The following is an 18,689-nucleotide window of genomic DNA, read 5'->3' as shown; positions in this document are numbered from 1 at the left end:
TTGAGTTGTGGTGGCCCAGACCTGCGACCTCCCTTCATGCTAGGCGCCTGGCGGGGCTGGGTCAATCGCCCCCTTCACGCTTCACGGTCCTGGGCGCTAAACTTAGCTCAGATCCCGCAAAGCTGCCGTGCGCTGTTCAAGTTCTGCCCGCGTGGCTGCGGGACGAGCCATTCTATTTCAAACTCGCCACGAGGCAACCCTGTGAATGACCACCTGAGTACCGAGACCCTGCCTTACCACGAACTCCAGCAAAAAATACTGCCGGAACTGCATCTGATCGCGGCGCAGACCGGCATCGACAATTACCGCAAGCTCAAAAAAGATGCCCTGGCCCTGGCCATCATGGAGCGTCAGGCCGAGCGAGGGGGCCAGACCCTGGCGCGCGGCTTCCTGGAGATCAGCCCCGACGGCTACGGCTTCTTGCAGGGCGACCTGCTCGATCCGTCCTCGCGCACGGTGCTGGTCACGGCGGGGCTCATCAAGCAGTTTTTCCTGCGCAGCGGCGACGAGATCATTGGCCGCGCCCGCCACCCCCGCGAGAGCGAGCGCTACGGCACGCTGGTGCAGGTCGAGGCCGTCAACAACCTCTCGCCCGGCGAGGCCCGCAACCGCCCCCGTTTCGACGACCTGACCCCGACCTTCCCCGACCGGCAACTGGTCCTCGAAGAACCCGGCGTGGAGGGCGGCGTGAGCCTGCGCGTCGTCGACCTGCTGGTGCCCATCGGACGCGGCCAGCGGGCGCTGATCGTGGCGCCGCCCAAGGCTGGCAAGACCACTTTGCTCAAAAAGATCGCCAACTCGATTACCCGCAACTACCCCGACGTGACCGTCATCGTGCTGCTGGTCGACGAGCGCCCCGAAGAGGTCACCGACTTCCGCGAGAGCGTCCAGGGCGCCCAGGTGGTCGCTTCGACTTTCGACGAGCCGCCCCAGCATCACATCCGGGTCGCCGAGTTCGTGCATGAGCGCGCCCGCCGCCTGGTCGAGGACGGCGGCCATGTGGTCATCTTGCTCGACTCGATCACCCGGCTGGCCCGCGCCAACAACCTGGTCACGCCGCCCACCGGGCGCACCTTGTCCGGCGGTCTGGATTCCAACGCGCTGCACTGGCCCAAGCGGTTCCTGGGCGCCGCCCGCAACATCCGCGAGGGCGGCTCGCTGACCATCCTCGCCACCGCCCTGGTCGAGACCGGCTCGCGCATGGACGACGTGATCTTCGAGGAGTTCAAGGGCACCGGCAACGCCGAGCTGGTGCTGTCTCGCCGCCTGGAGGAGCGCCGCATCTTCCCGGCTATGGACATCACCAAGTCCAGTACCCGCCGCGACGAACTGCTGCTCGACCCCGCCGTGCTGCACAAGATGTGGCTGCTGCGCAAGGTGATTTCCGACATGGACCCCGCCGACGCCATGGAGATGCTGCTGGGCCGCCTGAACAAGACCCGCAACAACCAGGAGTTTTTGTCCGCGCTGGCGGGAAGCTGAGGGAGGGCTGGGGCAACAGCAGGTCTGTGTTTCCCGGCGAGCAGACATTGAATTGCAAGAGCGGTCCCGTTAGCATGGCGGAGTCTTGAGCGTTCATGAAGCTTCCCGCCGCTCCGCTCGCCAGTTTAGCCTGGCCGCTCTGTCCCTCCTGGGCAGCGGCCTGGCGGCGCCGGTCACGCTGCTCCCGGCGCTGAAGTTCTCCAGCCTGGAGTTTGCCAACCAACTGGCTCCCAACCAACTTGCTCCCAACCAACTGCTGCCCAACCAACAGCTCGCCCAGTTGCCGCGCCCGTTCGCGCCGCCCACGACGTTCGGGCGCACAGACCCGCCCCGGCCACGCAGCGAGGTGGCCTTCGCGCTCATCATCGCCCGCCGCGCCGAGCGCCCCATCCAGATCGCCGAGCGCTACGGCGTGGCGCCCATCGCCCTGCGGCTGCTCGGCGGTCCGGGGAACACCCGGCAGCAGCAGATTCCGCCCCGGTGGCCGCTGCGCGAGGGGCAACTGGTGCGCCTGGCCCTGCCGCTAGAGCGCGCCGGGCGCCGCCCCCTCAGCGTGCGCCGGGTCACGGTGCGGCCCGGCGACACGCTCAGCTCGCTGGGCGCCTTGCACAACCTCAGCGAGCGTGAGCTGATCAGCGCCAACCTGGAACTCGGCAGCCTGGACAAGCTTTCGGTGGGCACCGTCCTCAACATTCCCACCCGCGAAACGGGCCTGCTGATCCGCATCAAGCCCGGCCAGAGCGCCGCCGACCTGATCGAGGGCTACCGCGCCGATCCGCTGCGGGTGGCCCGCGCCAACGCCCTGATCTTGCCCACCGAACTCAGTGTCGGCGACGAGCTGCTGCTGCCCGGCATCTTCGCCGCCTCGCGGCAAGGCGAACTGCTGGCCCGGCGCCTGCGGGCCATTCAGCAGGCCCGCGCTGCCCGCTTGCTGGCCCAGTACCAGGCGTACCAGACCTGGAAAGCCGAGCGACTGCGCGAGCGACAGCAGCAGTTCGACAACTTCCAGGCCTGGCTGCGCAGCCCGGAGCGCCAGGCCGCCGTGGACCGCTACAAGCGCCAGGCCGAGTACGACGCCTGGCTCTCCACCCAGGCCGCCGAGGACGCCAGAGCCGCCGAGCAGATTCGCGCCGAGGTGGTGCAACTCGCCCGGACCGACCCCCGCCCCCAGATGCAGGCCGCGCTGAATGCCGAGCAGGCTGCTCCGAAGCTAGAATTGCGCTGGCCGCTGGATCATCCGCGCCTGACCAGCCGCTTCGGCGAGCAGGACATAGAATTTCACCAGGACGTCTTCCACGGCGGCCTGGACATGGCGCAGCCGACCGGCACCCCGGTCTACGCCGCCCACGCTGGAACCGTCACCCAGAGCGGCGACGGCGCCTACGGCACCAACGTCTATACCGTGGACGAGGCGAGTGGTCTGAGCGTCATCTACGGGCACCTGAGCGCGGTGTCGGTCACACTGGGCCAGGTCGTCAGGCCCGGCGACCCCATCGGCCAGGTCGGCTGCACGGGGGACTGCACCGGCCCGCACCTGCATTTCGAGCTGAGGTTGTCAGGCACCCCGGTCGATCCGCTGGTTTTTTTGCCGTGAAGCGCCCGCCCCAGATACGCCCGCCGCACCTGCCCGAACGGCTGCCTTACCTGCTCGAACGGCTGCCTTTGACCCTGCACCCGGCGGGCCTCGGTGTCGAGGCGGCCCTCAGTGGCGCGGCAGCTCCGCCGCTTTCCCAACGGTCCGCCGATCATCTTTCCGGGTGACGCGGCGAGCGAAAACCAGCCACCCGCCGCGCCCACCGAGGCCACGTTCGTGTCCCGTCTCCGGCCCAGCAGCTAAGCCAGCACCAGCAGCTAAGCCAGCATCTGAACTGGCTCCATTCAGCCTTCCGTTCTGGCCCTGTTCATAGAGCCAGTTTCGGTTTATGCTACCCCTCATGAGCGATCAACAGACCCAGCAGGGCACCACCGAAATCAAGTTCGGCTTTGCCGAGATGTTCAAGGGCGGCGTCATCATGGACGTGGTGACGCCGGATCAGGCCCGCGTGGCCGAGGCCGCCGGAGCCACCGCCGTGATGGCCCTGGAGCGCGTGCCCGCCGACATCCGCCGCGACGGTGGCGTGGCCCGCATGAGCGACCCGTCCATGATCAAGGAGATCATCGCGGCGGTCAGCATTCCGGTGATGGCCAAGGTCCGCATCGGGCATTTCGTGGAGGCGCAGATCTTGCAGGCCCTCGGCGTGGATTTCATCGACGAGTCCGAGGTGCTGACCCCCGCCGACGAGAGCTTTCACATCGACAAGCTGAAATTCAAGGTGCCCTTTGTCAACGGCGCCAAGAACCTCGGTGAAGCGCTGCGCCGCGTCGCCGAGGGTGCCAGCATGATCCGCACCAAGGGCGAGGCCGGAACCGGCGACGTGGTGGAGGCGGTGCGCCACGCCCGCGCCATCCTGGGCGAGATTCGCGCCATCCGGGTGCGCCCCTTCGAGGAGCTGATGAGCGTCGCCCGCGACCTGGGCACGCCCTATCACCTGGTCCAGTACGTTCACGCGCACGGCAAGCTGCCGGTGGTCAACTTTGCCGCAGGTGGCATCGCCACGCCCGCCGACGCGGCCCTGATGATGCAGCTCGGCCTGGACGGGGTCTTCGTCGGCAGCGGCATCTTCAAGAGCGGCGGGGGTGATTTGCAAAAAATCGAGCAGCGCGCCCGCGCCATCGTCAGGGCGACCACCCATTTCGATAACCCCGACATTCTGGCGGAGGTCAGCGAGAACCTGGGTCTGCCGATGACCGGCATCAACATCGATTCGCTGATTCCCGAAGAGCGCCTGGCCAGCCGGGGCTGGTAAGTACCAGTCAGGTGAGTACCAGTCAGAGTCTCAGAATCGGCGTGCTGGCCCTCCAGGGCGCCTTCCGCGAACATAAACGCCTGCTGGAGAGCCTGGGCGCCTGGGTCACCGAAGTCCGGCTCCCCCAGCAACTCGAAGGGCTGTCCGGCCTGATCCTGCCCGGCGGCGAGAGCACCACTATCGGCAACCTGATGGTCGAGTACCACCTCGACACCGCCATACAGGATTTTCACGCGGCGGGCGGCGCCATCTTCGGCACCTGCGCAGGCGCCATCCTGCTGGCCCGCACCATCCACGGCACGCCGCCGCAGTTCGGCGTGCAGCCCAGCCTGAATCTGATGGACATCACCGTCCAGCGCAACGCCTTCGGGCGTCAGCTCGATTCGTTCCGCACCCTGCTGGACGTATCCGGCTTCGGTGCTCCCTTTCCCGCCGTCTTCATCCGTGCCCCGGTTTTTAAAGCGGTGGGGGAGGGCGTGCAGGTGCTGGCTGAGCACGCCGGGCAGATCGTCCTGGCCCGCTGTGGCCGCCTGCTGGCCGGAAGTTTCCACCCGGAGCTGACCGGCGACGCCCGTATCCACGAGCTGTTTTTGAGCATGAGCCGGGAGGCGCAGGCGGCGGCAGCGGTCTGAGGCTAAGTATGTCCTTGCTCACGTCCCTGGCTTCCGCTTCCTGGGCACAGCGGCATTTGCATGGCTTTGCCTCGCCTCGCCTCGCCGCCTGCCCGCAAACAGCGCTCCATCCCTCTCCCTCGGAGCTTTGCGAGTCCACTCCCGCCAGGACATACGTGGTGGTCTACTTCAGTCAAAAACGCTTACTGGGCGCGTGCTGTTGACCCCTCTACCTCTGGGAGAGTCGAAGACCTGAGGAGTGGCGTGCCCAGGCGCGTTCTTGTCCAGAACGGCACTGTCTTGAGCACAACGGCACTATCTTGAGCACAACGGCACCTACCGGGCCTGCTCGCCTATCGGGCTTTCTTGGGTAAAACGCATTTGCGGCGTACTCGCCAGTCCACCGACCCTGCGCCGCGCTATGCTCGCGGCCATGCGCCCGACATCCTGCACTTTCACCGACGGCACGCGCACGCTGCGCTATACCCGGCAGGGCAGGGGTGAGCCGGTGATTCTGATTCATGGGCTGAGCGGTTCGGGGCGCTGGTGGCGCTCGAACGCCCCGGTGCTGGCCGCCACGCACGAGGTGCTGACCCTGGAGCTGCTCGGCGGCGTGGGCGTGCAGGACGCGGCCCGGCTGATCGTGGCCTGGATGGTGGCCCTGGAGTTGCCGCCCGCCGCCGTGGTGGGTCACAGCATGGGCGGTCAGATCGCCATGTACGTGGCGGCGCAGGCACCCACGCGGGTGCGCAAGCTGGTGCTGGCCTGCGCGTCGGGGCTGCTGCACGCCAAATGGTGGAAGGTGGCGCTCAATTTGCCGCGAGCCGGGTTTTCCAGCCGCCGCCGCTTCGTGCCGGTGGTGGTCCGCGATTCGCTGCGCACCGGGCTACCCAACCTCTACCGCGCCGCCCGCGACCTGCTGCGTGACGATGTGGCCTCGCTGCTGCCGGGCATCCGGGTGCCGACGCTGGTGATCTGGGGCTCGCGCGACCCGCTGGTGCCGCCGCAACTGGGCAGGGTTATCGCCCGGAGCATTCCCGGCGCCCGCTACATCGAAATCGCGCACGCCGGACACGTGGTGATGGTCGACGAGCCCGCCGCCTTTAACCGGGCGGTTGTGAAATTTCTGGAGATGCCGGTTCCGGATTCGGTTCCGGATTCAGTGCCGGATTCGGCGCAGACTGCGCGCTCCAGTTGCCCTGGCAGCCCGCCGTGAGCATGCCCCCGCGCCGCAGCAACGCCCACGCCTCGCGCCCGACCTCGCCCGGCAGGTCCGTGTTCTGCACGCTGGCCGGGCTGCGCACCCACGCCCGCGTCTACGGTAAGGAGCACAGCGAGCACATCGTCATCGTGCCGGGGCTGGGCTGCGCCTCGTGGATGTACCGGAGACTGGCCCGCACGCTGGCCCGCTGGCGCCGCGTGTGGGTCTACGATCCGCCGGGCCACGGCTTCTCGGCGGGGCGGCTGGACTACCCGGTGCGCATCGAGCAGCTCACCGACCACCTGGCGCTGTGGCTGGTCGCCAACAACCTCGGCGGCGTTGCACTCCTGGGCCACTCGCTGGGCGGCGAGGTCATCATCGACCTGGCGGTGCGGCGCCCGGACCTGGCCGGGCCACTGATCGCCTGCGCCCCCACCGGTATTCCGGAAAACCCCAGCGTGGCCCGGCAGTTCTGGCGACTGCTCAGCGACCTGCCCCGCGAGCGCCCCGGCCTGTGGCCTTTCGGGCTGGCCGCCTACTGCCGCGCCGGGCCGCTGCGCTTTTTTCAGCTCGCCCGCGACCAGGACGCCCACAACACCGGCCCGCTGCTGCCCCGCGTGGGTTGCCCGGTGCTGGTCATCGACGGCACCGCCGACCCCGTGATCCGCACCTGGACCCTGGAGGAGCTGACCCAGGCCATTCCCGGCGCCCGCACGGTGCAGGTGGTCGGCGGCGGCCACGCCCTGACCGATTCACACCCCACCGAGGTGGCGATGCATACGCTGGATTTTTTGCAGGACCTGGCGGGGCGCTGAGCGTTCGCCGCACCACCGCTCAAACCGGTCCATGACCCCACCCGGCGGCGAGGTCTCATACGGACTCTGCTAAATTCCTTAACTTCCGAAAAGGCGCCGGAAGTTAATCCATACCGCAGAGTCCGTAGTTGCTCCTACTCCCGTTGCCCCGGTTTCATCGTTTTTACAAAACGATTCAATCGGAGTCCGTATCACCTGTCCCTGGTGCGCTGCCCACTGCGCTGGCCTAGTTCGTGCCGCTGCTCGCTCAGCCACGACTGGGCCGCCACGACTGAGGCTGTGGTCTTCCCCTCATAAGCCCGCCTGCTAGAATGCGGCCCGTGTACATCAACCGCCGCGCAAATTTTGAATATGAACTGCTGGAGCGGTTCGAGGCGGGCATCAGCTTGACTGGCAGCGAGGTCAAGAGCATCCGCGCCGGGGGCATCGATTTCCGCGACGCCTTCGCCCGGCTCCAGGGCCACAACGTCGATCTCGAAGGGCTGTATATCCCCGAATACAAGGACGCCAGCTACAACAACCACACCCCCCGCCGCGTGCGCAGGTTGCTGCTGGGCCGCACTGAAATCGAGAAGATCGAGCGCCAGCTCAGGGTCAAGGGCCTGACGCTGATTCCCACCCGGCTGTATCAGAAGGGGCGGTTTTTCAAGGTGGAGGTGGCGCTGGCACGCGGCAAGAAGCTGCACGACAAGCGCCGCGCCGAGGCCGAAAAGGAAGCCCGCCGCGAGATCCGCAGCGCGTGAATGGTCCCCGCCTGATTTCTCGCCGCCGCTTGCCCCCCCGCGTCCGGACGGCCCTGCTGGCCGCGCTGCTGCCGGGCCTGCTGATGATCGGTGCCGCCGGGGCGCAGTACGCCTACAGCAAGCTCAAGTTGGCGGGCCGTGACGCCCAGGCCACCCTGCTCGGCGGCGCCGAATACGCCTCGGAGACCGAGCTTCGGGGGACCCTGCGCATCATCCGCGAGTCTCCCTACGTGCGGGTCCAGGGGCTGGGCCACGATCTGCTGCTGCCCATCGACCAGGACCCGGAACGCGCCGCTTCCACCTACAACACCGTCCAGCTCGACACCGTGCGGCTCCAGGCCCGCACCGCCACACTCCTGAACGGCGAACTCTACCTGCCGCTCGACACGCTGGCACGCGGCCTGGGCGCCCAGTACAAGACCGGCAGCTTTTCCCTGCCCGCCGCCGCCATCGCCAACGTGTCCTCGCGCTCCGGCAAGGACACCGACCGGATCGTGCTGGACCTGACCCGCGACGCCGAGGTGAGCGCTGCCCTCAGCGGCGACGTGCTGAAACTGCTGCTGCGCGGCGTGACTACCCAGGCCAGCAGCTACGCCACACGCGGCGCCTTCGTGCCCAAGTTCTCGGTCTCCGGGGGCCAGGGCGGCGCGACGCTCAGGGTGCCGCTGGGCGCCGGAGCCGGTTACCGCTACTTCAAGGTGGTGCGCCCCGGCAGCGTCCGGCTGGTGATCGACGTGGGGCCGGGCTTGCCGCGCAACGTGGCCAGACTGGTCGACGAGCCGCGCAGCCCGCTGATCGTGCTCGATCCGGCGCCCGCGCTCGGCGGCAGCGACCTGCCGCTGGAAGTCGCCCGCACCACCGGCGAGCTGCTGAGCAAGGCCGGGTGGCAGGTCAAGCTGACCCGCAGCGCCGCCGGACGCCTGAGCATCGCCGAGCGCGAGCAGATGGCCCGGCAAAGCCAGGTGTTCGTGACGCTGAGCCTGGGCCGCTTTCCCGGCACGCCCCGGCGCGGCCTGACGCTGTACCAGCCGTCCGGTGAGCCGGACGCCCTGATCGTCAGCGCCCTGCGCGAGGCCCAGAGCGACCCGCTGGCCGCCGCCGCCGTGGGCAACGGCGGCGAGACCAAGCGGCTCTCGGAGTTGCTGCTGGGCGAACTCGGCACGCGGGGGCTCAAGGTCGCCACCCAGGCGCTGCCCAGGCTGTATCTGAGCGGTGAGGCGCCGCACGCCGCCTTCGAGCTGGAACTTGGCTGGCCCCAGAACGCCGCCGACCTGGCCAATCTGCTCACGCCCCAGCGCACCGCCAAGGTCTCCGAGGCGTTGGCCCTGAGCGTGGCGACGTTTCTCAAGGCCCGGCTCTCCAATACGGTCGGGTCGGACGGCGCCAGCACCGGAGGCGGGCCGTAATGCGGCGCCTGATGACGCCCATCAACATCCTGGGTCTGCTGCTGCTGGCCATCACCATCGGCGTGCGCGAGGTCGTCTCCCGGCCCCCCACCGCGCCCAGCTTACCGCCCCTGCAACTCGAAGCCGTGCAGCCCCAGAGCGTCACGCTGTACTTTTCCAACGCCCAGGTCGACGGCTACGTCAAAGAGCAGCGCACCCTCCAGGTCGAGGGCAAGTCGCCCGGCAAGGTGGCCCAGGCCCAGCTCGGCGCCTGGGTGCGCGGCCCGCTGTCGGGTAAGGGCCTGCGGGTGGTGCCCCAGGGCAGTACCGAGCCCGACGTGTGGGTGCGCGGCCCGCATTTCGTGGTCAATCTGCCCCGCAGCTACGCCGCGCTGAGCTACGGTCTGGGCGGCGAGCGCCTGATTATCTGCACCCTGACCCGCACCCTGCTGGAAACCGGCGGCAAGGACGTGCTGTTCCTGGTCGGCGGACAGGGCGCCCCCACCCTGCTCGGCCACCTCGACCTGCGCCGCCCCTGGGACAAGGTGGACTGCGCCGAGTAAGCCCCCTGGCCGTTGACGAGGCCAAGCGGCAGGGCGCCCAGTCTCTGTTGAGAAGCAGTTTCTCATTGAGAAGGCCAGCGTGAGAAGGCCAGCGTGAAGCTTGCCCAGGCCATCTGGGGCCTCACCACCGACCGCAGCGGCGCCTGACCCACCCTGAGTACCCGTCAGGGCGAGCACGGCTGAGCAGGGCAGACAGGGATATAAATAAGAAGTCGACGGGGCCGTGGGACTGCTCGAAGGCTGCTTTCCCTGGACCGATCAGCACCCCGTCCCAGCCGTAACCCACGCCACCGACTCCATTCCGAGAACCTGCCGCGAGAACGCCCGGTCCGGCGTCCGGGGACGCTCAGGGGCGGGTCAGGTGTACCTGGGACAACCAGCAGGCCGATCTGCCGCGCCGGATCAATCTCGACTACGTTCGGCTCGACTATGTTCGAAACGTCGCGGGCCTGAAACGTCGCGGCTTGAAATATTGCGTGGCCGTCGCCCTGAACACCGCGAAGTACCCCATCAGGAAGACGCTCGAACTAGAATATATACATTAAATCAGGACCGCTGCTACAGCGCCGCCGCCATAGCCACCACCGAGGCGACGTCTAGGCTGGCGCCGCCGACCAGCGCCCCGTTGACGTTCGGCTGGGCGCAGATCTCGGCGATGTTGCCGGGCTTGACACTGCCGCCGTACAGAATACGGACGCCGCTGGCGTACTCGCGGTACAGCCCGTCCAGGGCGCCCCGGATCGCGGCGGCCAATTCTTCAGCGTCGGCAGCGGTGGCCGCCAAGCCTGTCCCAATGGCCCAAACCGGTTCGTAGGCGATCACCAGGGCGCCTGCGTTGTCGATAGAAACCTGTGAGAGCGATTCGCGAAGCTGGTCGAGGGTGTACTCGATCTGTCCGCCGCGCTCGCGCACCTCCAGACCCTCACCGACACAGACAATCGGCACCAGACCCGCCGTGAGAGCGGCCCGCGCCTTGGCGGCCACGACTCCGCTCGTTTCCGCGTGGTACTCGCGCCGCTCGCTGTGCCCGACCACGGCGTAGCGGGCGCCGACGTTCAGTAGCATGCCCGCACTGATCTCGCCGGTATGGGCACCCGATTCGTGCTGCGAAACGTCCTGACCGCCGAGGGCGACCGCTGTGTCTCTAAGAGCCCAGGCCAGGGCTGACAGATCGACGGCAGGCGCCATGATCGCCAGCTCAGCACCTGTCCGGGGTAAGTGAGAGGCCAGTTCGGTGGCCCAGGTCGTCGCCTCGGCGGGCGTCTTGTTCATCTTCCAGTTGAGGGCGAGCAGGGGAGCGGGTTTGGACATGGAGACTCCTTCTGAGAGGCTGTGGGCTGTAGGGTGTGAGAAAGGCTTGGGACGGCTGGGACGAGCCATATCAGCTTGACCCTACGCCATCGCCTCCACACCCGGCAAAGTCTTGCCTTCCAGCAGCTCTAGGCTGGCGCCGCCGCCGGTGCTGACAAAGCTGACCCGCCCGGCCTGACCGGACTTGTTGATGGCGCTCACCGAGTCGCCGCCGCCGATGACGGTGTAGGCGCCGCTGCCCAGATCGGCCACGCCTTTGGCCACCGCATTGGTGCCGCCCGCGAACTTCCCGAATTCAAAGACGCCCATCGGACCGTTCCAGAAGACCGTTTTGGCGCCCTGGAGCGCGGCTACGAAGGCGCGTTGGCTGTCCGGGCCGATGTCCATGCCCTCCCAGTCGCCTGGGACGGCATTCGTGGGCACGACTCTGGTGTTGGCCTCGTTGGAAAAGGCGTCCCCGACCAGCGTATCGGTGGGCAGCACGATCTTGCCCGCGTACTTGGCCAGCAGTTCACGCGCCTTGTCTAAAAAGTCGTCCTCGTGGATGCTTTTGCCGATCTGGCCGCCCTGGGCCTTGACGAAGGTGTAGGCCATGCCGCCGCCGATCAGCATCCGGTCCACCACGGGCAGCAGGTTCTCGATGACCTTTAGTTTGTCGCTGACCTTGGCGCCGCCGATGATGACCACGTAGGGCTTGGCCGGGTCGCGCAGCAGCTTGCCCAGCGCCGTGACCTCGGCCTCCAGCAGCAGCCCGCCCGCGTGGGGCAGCAGTCCCGCCACACCGCTGACGCTGGAGTGCGCCCGGTGGGCACTGCCGAAGGCGTCGAGCACGAAGGCGTCGCCCAGCCGGGCGAGTTTGGCGTTCAGCTCGGCGTTATTATTTTCCTCACCCGGCTCGAAGCGCACGTTCTCGATCAGCGCGACCTCGCCGGGCCGCAGCGCCTGCACCGCCTGGAGGGTCTCGCCCGAACTTGGCAGGCTGCCGAAAAAGCGCACCGACTGGCCCAGCAGCTCGCTCAGCCGCATGGCGACCGGATAGAGGCTGTATTTGGGGTTCGGCCCGCCTTTGGGGCGCCCCAGGTGGCTCATCAGGACGACGCTGGCGCCGTCCGCGAGCAGCCGTTTAATCGTCGGCAAACTGGCCTGGATGCGGGTATCGTCCTGAATCACGCCGTCCTTGATCGGCACGTTGTAATCGACGCGAACCAGCACGCGTTTGCCTTTGGTGTCGAGGGTATCGAGGGTCTGCATGGGGTAACTCCTTGGGAGATGGGCTTGTGGGAAGTGGGGTGTGGGGAGGTGGGAAGTGGGAAGTGGGCTTGATCTTTTCCCACTTCCCACCTCCCACGACCTGCTTCCGGTTTTAGATGCCTTTCTGATCCACGAACTGCACCAGATCGGCGATGCGGCTGCTGTAGCCGGTCTCGTTGTCGTACCAGCTAAAGAACTTGACCAGCGAGCCCATCGCCATGGTCAGGCCGCCGTCGATGATGGCGCTGTGGGTGTCGCCCACGATGTCCTGGAGGACGATGGGGTCTTCGGTGTAGCTGATGATGCCCTTGTGGGAACCCTCGGCGGCGTCTTTGAAGACCTTGTTGACCTCGGCCACCGTGACCTCGCGGCCCAGGATCACCACCACGTCGCTGATGGAGCCCACCGGGGTCGGCACGCGCAGGCTGGTGCCGTCGAAGCGGCCCTTGAGTTTGGGGTAGACCTGCGAGACGGCCTTGGCGGCGCCGGTGCTGGTCGGGATGATGTTGATGGCGGCGGCCCGCGAGCGGCGCAGGTCGGGGTGCGGCAAGTCGAGCACGCGCTGGTCGTTGGTGTAGCTGTGGACGGTGGTCATGATGGCCTTCTCAATGCCGAAGGCCTCGTCGAGCAGCTTCATGGGGGCGCCGAGGCTGTTGGTGGTGCAGCTCGCGTTGGAGATGATGTGGTGGCTGGCCGCGTCGTAGTCCTGATCGTTGACGCCCATGACGATGGAGAAGTCCTCGTTCTTGGCAGGCGCGGTGATGATGACTTTCTTGGCGCCGCCCGCCAGGTGCTTGCTGACGCTCTCACGGTCGGTGAAGATGCCGGTGGACTCGATTACCAGGTCCACGCCCATCTCGCCCCACTTCAGGTTAGCGGGGTCGCGTTCGGCCAGGGCTTTAATGGCTTTGCCGTTCACATGCAGGTTGTCCGCGTCGTAGGTGACGGTGCCGCTGAACTTACCGGCGGTTGAGTCGTACTTGAGCAGATTGGCCAGCGTCTTGTTGTCGGTCAGGTCGTTGATGGCGACCACATCGACGCCGCGCTCGGTCAGGATGCGGAACACCAGACGGCCAATCCGGCCAAACCCGTTAATGCCTACTTTCATATCTTCCCCTTTGCGCCGCCGCCGAAGCTCACGGCGCCTGTGCCTTGCGAACTCGCGCCAGCAGTGTAGCTCACCGCTGTCAGGCTACGCCTTGCCCGAATCGTCAGACGAGTAGACAGGGACGAATCAGACAGGGACGAGTTAGCGGTCGCCCGGCTTTCCTTTAACCGCAGGTTCAAGCCGCTCTCAGCCCATCCTGCCGGTTTTAATCACGTCCGCGATGACCGGCGGCAGGTTCCAGGCCATGATGTCGAAGGCCGCCGAGGAGTAGTCGTACGGCACTTTGTGCAGGCTCACGCGCGGGCGGCGACCGGCGCAGTCGACGATGGTCACGTCGGCGCCGGGTTCGTGGTTCAGCGTCAGGCCCACCGAGCCGGGGTCCACGAAGATGGTGTCGCCGATGGTGCGGATAAACGGGACATGGGTGCCAGCGGCGATCACCACGCGGGCATTGAGCCCTTCGGCCAGGCTCTGCATCTGCTCCTCTTGGTCCATCAGGTCGAGTCTGATCTCCGGGTCGTGCGGGGCGCCGTGAAAGTAGCGCACCCGCCCCACCGGGGTCATGATCCGGCCCCCGATGGGCAGGCGGCGCAGGTATTCGAGCTGTTCGGGCGCCAGCGTCTGACGGGTCCAGTCGAGCACCTGATCGGCCACGCCGCGCCGCGACTCGCGCCCGCCGAGTTCCATTGAGACCCGCAGGTCGCTGCTGCCCAGGCCGACCTTCCAGCCCTCGTGCTGCACGAAGTCGATCACCGGTCCAGGGCTGGCGCCGTAGCCGACCAGATCGCCGACGACCACCACCTGATTGACGATGTGCTCGCCCAGAAAGCGTTTGACGGCGCTGAGCGCGTGAATGTTGCCGTGAAGGTCACTGAGAAAAGCAATTCGCAAGGTCTGTTCAGCCTAGCGCACCGTGCCCCGCGTCGCAGCGTATGCCCCCACCGGAGCCACCCACCGCCGCAGATTCGCCTCACACCCGCGCTTGCTACACTCCCGGCGATATGTCTCGCCTGAATTCGTCACGCCCAGGTCTGTCCATCACCTTGACCAGTCTGCTGCTCGGTGTGCTTCTGGCCCTGTGCGGTCTGCCGACGCCCTGGAGCGTCCTCACGCCGTTGCCGCTGGCGCTGCTACTGGCTCACCTGAGTCGCCAGGCCAGCCCCCGTGAGGTCGCGGCGCAGACCTGGTGGGCCATCTTCGCCTACTTCGCCGCGCAACTGTCGTGGCTGGTCGCCTTCATGCACAACCTGATGCTGGAGGGCGGGCTGCCCAGCCTGCTGGCCTGGCCGCTGGCGGCTCTGGCCCTGAGCGTCCTCTTCGCGCTGGAGGGCGCCTTCTGGGCCGTGATGGCCTGGCCGCTGGCGCGGCTGTTGCACACTCCGGGGGGGCGGTTGTGGGGCCTGGCGGGCGGCTGGGTGATTCTGGAGTGGACCCGGACGCTGGGCGCCCTGGCCTTTCCCTGGGCCGGGCTGGGCTACGCGGCCATCGACACGCCGCTGATGCAACTCGCCGAGCTGGGCGGGGTGCTGCTGCTCTCGCTGGTGATGGCCGCCACGGCGGCGGCGCTGGTGAGTGCCGTGCGTGAGCGCCACCCGCGTCCCTTGCTGCTGGTGGCCGTGGTCTGGGCCGCTGGCTCCGGCTACGGCCTGACGCGCACACCTGGAGCGGGGCCGAAAGGGCAGGCGCTGCTGCTGCGCACCGATGAGGACTCGTTCGGCAAGGCGACGGGCAACACTTTTGGTGACCAGTGGGCCGCCAAGCTGCGCCTGAGCGCCCAGCGCCGCCCCGGCGAGATCGTCATCTGGAGTGAGACCGCCGTCGCCCGCCCCGAAGACCTGACGGGCCGCGACCTGACAGGTGACCGGGATACCCGCGACCCGGCGCAGCTCCGCCGCCTGCCCGGCGTCCCGGCGCCCGGCATCTACGGCCTGTACCAGCAGCCCCGCAACACGGCCATCGGCTGGGACGGCGCGGGGATCACCGGCAGTTTCGACAAGGCCCACCCGGTTCCGATGGGCGAGTATTTTCCGCTCTCAGGTGCGCTGCGGCCCGTCTACGAGCAGATCTTCACGGCGCTCAACTTCGGCTTCTACCCCCAGTTCCCGGCCCAGTCGTACCCGCCGATTGCCCTGGGGGGCGTGCTGTACGGCGTCTACATCTGCTACGACAGCATCGTCGGTCAGGTGGCCCGCCAGCTCACGCGGCGGGGTGCCCAGGTGCTGGTCAACATCAGTAACGACGGCTGGTACACCGGCTGGGGTGTCTGGCAGCATTTCGACATGGGCCGCGTCCGCGCCATCGAAAACCGCCGCTGGGTGCTGCGCAGCGTCAACAAAGGCGTCGCCGCCGTCGTCGACGACCTGGGCCGAAGTGTCCAGACCCTGACGGCGGGGGAAGGCGTCCTCCACGCCGAATATATACACCTAAGTGGGCAGACCCTCTACGCCCGACTCGGCGACCTCCCCGCTCTCCTGCTCGCCGTATTGCTGATCGGCTACGGTTTCAGACTGGACCGGCGCGGGCCGAATCACCGCCCCTTAGCGCCTCCGCTGCCTCCAGCGCCTCGCGCCTGACCTCGGAATCCATCTTGGCGTAGATGGCGCTGGTGTTCACGCTGGCGTGGCCCAGCACGTCGGCGACCACGTGCAGGTCGCGGGTGGCCCGGTAAAGCTGGGTGCCCGCCGTGCGCCGCAGGGTATGCAGGCCCCACAGCTCCGGCGGCAGCCCCAGCGCGGCGTAGTAGCGGCCTGCGATGTCACGCGCCCCCTTGGTGCTCAGCCGCCCAGCAACATTGCGGTGGCTGAGCGAGAGCAGCAATGCCGGGCTGACCGAGGCGGGCCGCAGCGAAAGCCAGCGCCTCAGCGCCGCCGCGACGGTGCAGGTCAGCGGGAGGCGCCGGGTTTTGCCCCCCTTGCCGCGCACGGTGAGCTGGCCCTGGGTGAGTTCGGTATCGGCCAGGTCCAGCCCGACGAGTTCCGCCGCCCGCAGGCCCAGCACAGCGCCCAGCAGCAGTAGCGCCGCGTCCCGGCTGGCCCGCACCGGATCGTCCGGGTGAAGCTGGTCGGGCAGGGCCAGCAACCGAGTCAGGGTCGCCGCGCTCAGGGCCGACTTGCGGGTGTGGGCCGCCTGGGCCTCCGCTGGAGGCCGCACGCCCACCGACGGATCGTGGCCCAGCACCCCCGCCCAGACCAGTGAGCGCATCAGGTTGCGCACGCCGTAGAGGTGCCGCTTGACGCTGGAGGCCGACAGACCCTGAGCCTGCAACACCAGCAACCAGACCTCGAAGACCTCGGCCTGGAGCTGGTTGAGCGCGTACTGGGGTGAGTCTGGTGGGCCGGTGAAGGCCAGGAACTTGCGCAGCGACTCGGCATAGTGCTCCAGCGTGAGTGGGCTGATGCGCCCGCCCTTGCTGGATTTCAGCCGCAGGTAGGTGTGCAGCAACTCGGTGAGGCTGTGCGCGTCCTGGGCGTGGGCGGCCCGCAGCCCCTCACGGCGCCGGTTGGCCGGGTTGGCCCAGCGCGAGGCGAGGACCAGCGCCTGACCCTGAATGCCCGTCATAGCGGTCTCGAACGGCTTTTAGGTTTCATAAGTGAAATTATAGAACATAAAACATAGAATACAAAATAGGGCCATGCAGGTAGTGTCTAGCCCCCAGAGGTAACTCATTCGCACCTGCTTCCCTTCGTCGTTCCCACCAGCCGCAAGCCGCCCTCAAGTATTCAACTCCTCGACCCCCAGCGCACTCAGAAAGCAGGCCGCGCCCGGCAAAATGCGCGCCGTGAAGGGCGTGGTTTCCTGGTGCATCTCACCGTCGTACTGCACCGGGAACGGCTGGGCACTCTTGACCGTCACCTGCCTGGCCGTGAAGGTCTCCATAGTGTTACGGCCAGGTCCGGTGGACAGGAAGCTGAACACCGGCTCGCCCAGATGCAGCCTGGCCCGCAGCGAGTCCGCCAGGTGCGGCACCAGGGTCAGCAGCGATCCCGGCTTGAGCACCAGCACACTCAGCAGGCCGTCGCTGGGGCTCACGCCTGCGGCGATGGGCAGCCGGAAATTGGCCATCCCGAAGTTGGCGACCATCACCGCCATCGCCTCGACCTGGCGCCTTTCACCGTCGAGTTCGAGCGTGAAGGTGGTCGACTGCGGGTTGAGCTGCTTCATGGCGCTGACCACGTAGGCCATGGCGCCGAGCTTGTCTTTGAGACCCTCGGCGCCTTTGATCATGGCGGCGTCGATCCCGGCCCCGACGGTCATCACGAAACCGCGCCTCTCTCCGGCGACCTCCAGCTCGCCCAGATCCAGCCGGACGCTGTGCCCCGCCTCGACGACGGCGGCCAGTTGAGCCGGGTCTTCGGGCAGCCTCAGGTTCTGGGCGATCAGGTTGGCGGTGCCCGCCGGGTAGGCCAGCAGCGGCGTGCCGGTGCCGCGCAGCGCGTAGGCCAGGGCGCTGACGGTCCCGTCGCCACCGGCAGCGATGACGACCCGGTGGCGCCCCCCGGCCACCAGCGCGTCGAGGTCGGTGTCGGGCTGGAGTTCGGTGGCCTCGACCATCCAGCCCAGGGCGCCCAGGGCAGCGACAAACTGCGGCAACGAGCTGTCGCCCCGGCCCGACCTGGGGTTGAAGATCAGCAGGGCCTGTTTTGTGGGCACAGTGGTCGGTACAGTGGTCGGTGCGGTGGTGGGCACAGTGGGGGGGGTGGTTTCGGAGGTCACCTAACCATTAGACTGTGCTCACGGAGGCTTTGTCATGCGCATAATCTTGCTTGGTTCTTTACTGTTGGTCGGTACGCTGGCCTCGTGTGCTCCCCGCGTCGGCACGGTCGCGGGCGTCACCCAGACCCCGGTGCTCGTCAAGGTGTCGTCCGGCGCGGCCAAGGGCGAGGCCGTCACGGTCCAGGGCCGTTACCTGGGTGGCCCGACCACCGGGCGCATTCGGCTGGGCGCCGATGAGAACGGTCAGGGTGGTTACCTGATTCCCAGCGATTCGGTCAGGTCGTGGACCGATTCCGAGATCGTCTTCAGCGTGCCGGTCACCGCCGCAGCGGGTGGAAGTTGGTTGTACATCGAGGTGAACGGACGCCAGAGCACCGGTTTACCGTTTAGCGTCAGCGGTCAGTAAGCTGAGGGGATTTCTCGTGTGGGAGGGCACCTGTGTGGGTGACCCTCCCCTTTTTGTTGTAATTTTGGGATTGGTTTATGTCGGTGGGTGTCGGTGGGTGTGCTGAAGCCTGAGCGGGGGTTTGGGCACTGAACTGGTAAGAGGGTTGAAGAATGCGCCATTGGTCTCGATCACCTATCAACTGCTAGAATATGAGTATATATTCTCTACTCTTGCAATCGAGTTGCACGGCGCGGCACACGCCCGCCCTGCTA

At 67.2% G+C, this 18,689-nt stretch carries 18 protein-coding genes; 12 read left to right on the top strand and 6 right to left on the bottom strand.

Translation table 11 applies throughout. The features are described from left to right. Positions 1-201: 201 nt before the first annotated feature. The 10 genes from rho (at position 202) to Q0R23_RS07180 (ending at position 9,646) form a co-directional block, all read left to right on the top strand. A complete protein-coding gene (gene rho / locus Q0R23_RS07225) occupies positions 202-1,482 on the top strand; it encodes a transcription termination factor Rho (RefSeq protein WP_366520399.1) in 1,281 nt (426 codons plus the stop codon). Between the two features lie 85 nt (positions 1,483-1,567). After that, positions 1,568-3,076, top strand: a complete 1,509-nt coding sequence (locus Q0R23_RS07220) for a peptidoglycan DD-metalloendopeptidase family protein (RefSeq protein ID WP_293911774.1) — start codon at positions 1,568-1,570, stop codon at positions 3,074-3,076. A gap of 111 nt (positions 3,077-3,187) precedes the next feature. Next, complete coding sequence (locus Q0R23_RS07215; RefSeq protein WP_293911773.1) at positions 3,188-3,319, top strand: hypothetical protein; 132 nt, start codon at positions 3,188-3,190, stop codon at positions 3,317-3,319. Positions 3,320-3,416: 97 nt separating this feature from the next. Next, complete coding sequence (gene pdxS, locus Q0R23_RS07210; RefSeq protein ID WP_293911772.1) at positions 3,417-4,328, top strand: pyridoxal 5'-phosphate synthase lyase subunit PdxS; 912 nt, start codon at positions 3,417-3,419, stop codon at positions 4,326-4,328. 11 nt (positions 4,329-4,339) lie between these two features. Continuing rightward, positions 4,340-4,960 carry a pyridoxal 5'-phosphate synthase glutaminase subunit PdxT gene (gene pdxT, locus Q0R23_RS07205; RefSeq protein ID WP_293911771.1) on the top strand — a complete coding sequence of 207 codons (621 nt, stop codon included), beginning with the start codon at positions 4,340-4,342 and terminating at the stop codon, positions 4,958-4,960. Between the two features lie 412 nt (positions 4,961-5,372). Further along, positions 5,373-6,155 carry an alpha/beta hydrolase gene (locus tag Q0R23_RS07200; protein WP_293911770.1) on the top strand — a complete coding sequence of 261 codons (783 nt, stop codon included), beginning with the start codon at positions 5,373-5,375 and terminating at the stop codon, positions 6,153-6,155. Further along, the gene (locus tag Q0R23_RS07195) at positions 6,134-6,955 is read left to right on the top strand and encodes an alpha/beta hydrolase (RefSeq protein ID WP_293911769.1); all 822 of its coding nucleotides are present in this window, start codon (positions 6,134-6,136) and stop codon (positions 6,953-6,955) included. Before Q0R23_RS07200 ends, Q0R23_RS07195 begins: the two co-directional genes overlap by 22 nt. A gap of 311 nt (positions 6,956-7,266) precedes the next feature. After that, positions 7,267-7,698: an SsrA-binding protein SmpB gene (smpB, locus tag Q0R23_RS07190; protein ID WP_293911768.1), complete on the top strand. Its 432-nt coding sequence runs from the start codon at positions 7,267-7,269 to the stop codon at positions 7,696-7,698. Beyond that, complete coding sequence (locus Q0R23_RS07185) at positions 7,695-9,104, top strand: N-acetylmuramoyl-L-alanine amidase (protein ID WP_293911767.1); 1,410 nt, start codon at positions 7,695-7,697, stop codon at positions 9,102-9,104. The genes smpB and Q0R23_RS07185 overlap by 4 nt, the downstream gene beginning before the upstream one ends. Beyond that, positions 9,104-9,646 (top strand): GerMN domain-containing protein, encoded by a 543-nt coding sequence (locus tag Q0R23_RS07180; RefSeq protein ID WP_293911766.1) that lies wholly within the window; start codon positions 9,104-9,106, stop codon positions 9,644-9,646. The genes Q0R23_RS07185 and Q0R23_RS07180 overlap by 1 nt, the downstream gene beginning before the upstream one ends. 558 nt (positions 9,647-10,204) lie before the next feature. Here Q0R23_RS07180 and tpiA read toward each other — a convergent pair. The 4 genes from tpiA to Q0R23_RS07160 form a co-directional block, all read right to left on the bottom strand. Further along, positions 10,205-10,957: a triose-phosphate isomerase gene (tpiA, locus tag Q0R23_RS07175; protein ID WP_293911765.1), complete on the bottom strand. Its 753-nt coding sequence runs from the start codon at positions 10,955-10,957 to the stop codon at positions 10,205-10,207. Positions 10,958-11,038: 81 nt separating this feature from the next. Then, positions 11,039-12,208: a phosphoglycerate kinase gene (locus Q0R23_RS07170; RefSeq protein WP_293911764.1), complete on the bottom strand. Its 1,170-nt coding sequence runs from the start codon at positions 12,206-12,208 to the stop codon at positions 11,039-11,041. A gap of 112 nt (positions 12,209-12,320) precedes the next feature. Then, positions 12,321-13,316 (bottom strand): type I glyceraldehyde-3-phosphate dehydrogenase, encoded by a 996-nt coding sequence (gene gap, locus Q0R23_RS07165; RefSeq protein ID WP_293911763.1) that lies wholly within the window; start codon positions 13,314-13,316, stop codon positions 12,321-12,323. Positions 13,317-13,502: 186 nt separating this feature from the next. Beyond that, positions 13,503-14,207, bottom strand: coding sequence for a metallophosphoesterase family protein (locus tag Q0R23_RS07160; protein WP_293911762.1), 705 nt, complete (start codon positions 14,205-14,207; stop codon positions 13,503-13,505). A 110-nt stretch (positions 14,208-14,317) separates the two neighbouring features. Here Q0R23_RS07160 and lnt point away from each other — a divergent pair, with 110 nt between their 5' ends. Beyond that, a complete protein-coding gene (lnt, locus tag Q0R23_RS07155) occupies positions 14,318-15,889 on the top strand; it encodes an apolipoprotein N-acyltransferase (protein WP_293911761.1) in 1,572 nt (523 codons plus the stop codon). Here lnt and Q0R23_RS07150 read toward each other — a convergent pair. Both Q0R23_RS07150 and Q0R23_RS07145 read right to left on the bottom strand, forming a co-directional pair. Continuing rightward, positions 15,819-16,874, bottom strand: coding sequence for a tyrosine-type recombinase/integrase (locus Q0R23_RS07150; protein ID WP_293911760.1), 1,056 nt, complete (start codon positions 16,872-16,874; stop codon positions 15,819-15,821). The genes lnt and Q0R23_RS07150 overlap by 71 nt on opposite strands. 153 nt (positions 16,875-17,027) lie before the next feature. Then, a complete protein-coding gene (locus tag Q0R23_RS07145) occupies positions 17,028-18,029 on the bottom strand; it encodes a diacylglycerol kinase family protein (protein ID WP_293911759.1) in 1,002 nt (333 codons plus the stop codon). A 46-nt stretch (positions 18,030-18,075) separates the two neighbouring features. On the opposite strand from Q0R23_RS07145, the gene Q0R23_RS07140 reads away from it, so the two are divergent. Next, positions 18,076-18,435, top strand: coding sequence for a cell surface protein (locus tag Q0R23_RS07140; RefSeq protein ID WP_293911758.1), 360 nt, complete (start codon positions 18,076-18,078; stop codon positions 18,433-18,435). The last annotated feature ends 254 nt before the right edge of the window (positions 18,436-18,689 follow it).

It is taken from the genome of Deinococcus sp. (genome assembly GCF_025362455.1).
Taxonomy (GTDB): domain Bacteria; phylum Deinococcota; class Deinococci; order Deinococcales; family Deinococcaceae; genus Deinococcus.
The sequence above is the reverse complement of the archived record's forward strand: the minus strand, read 5'-3'. Positions and strand labels throughout refer to the sequence as shown.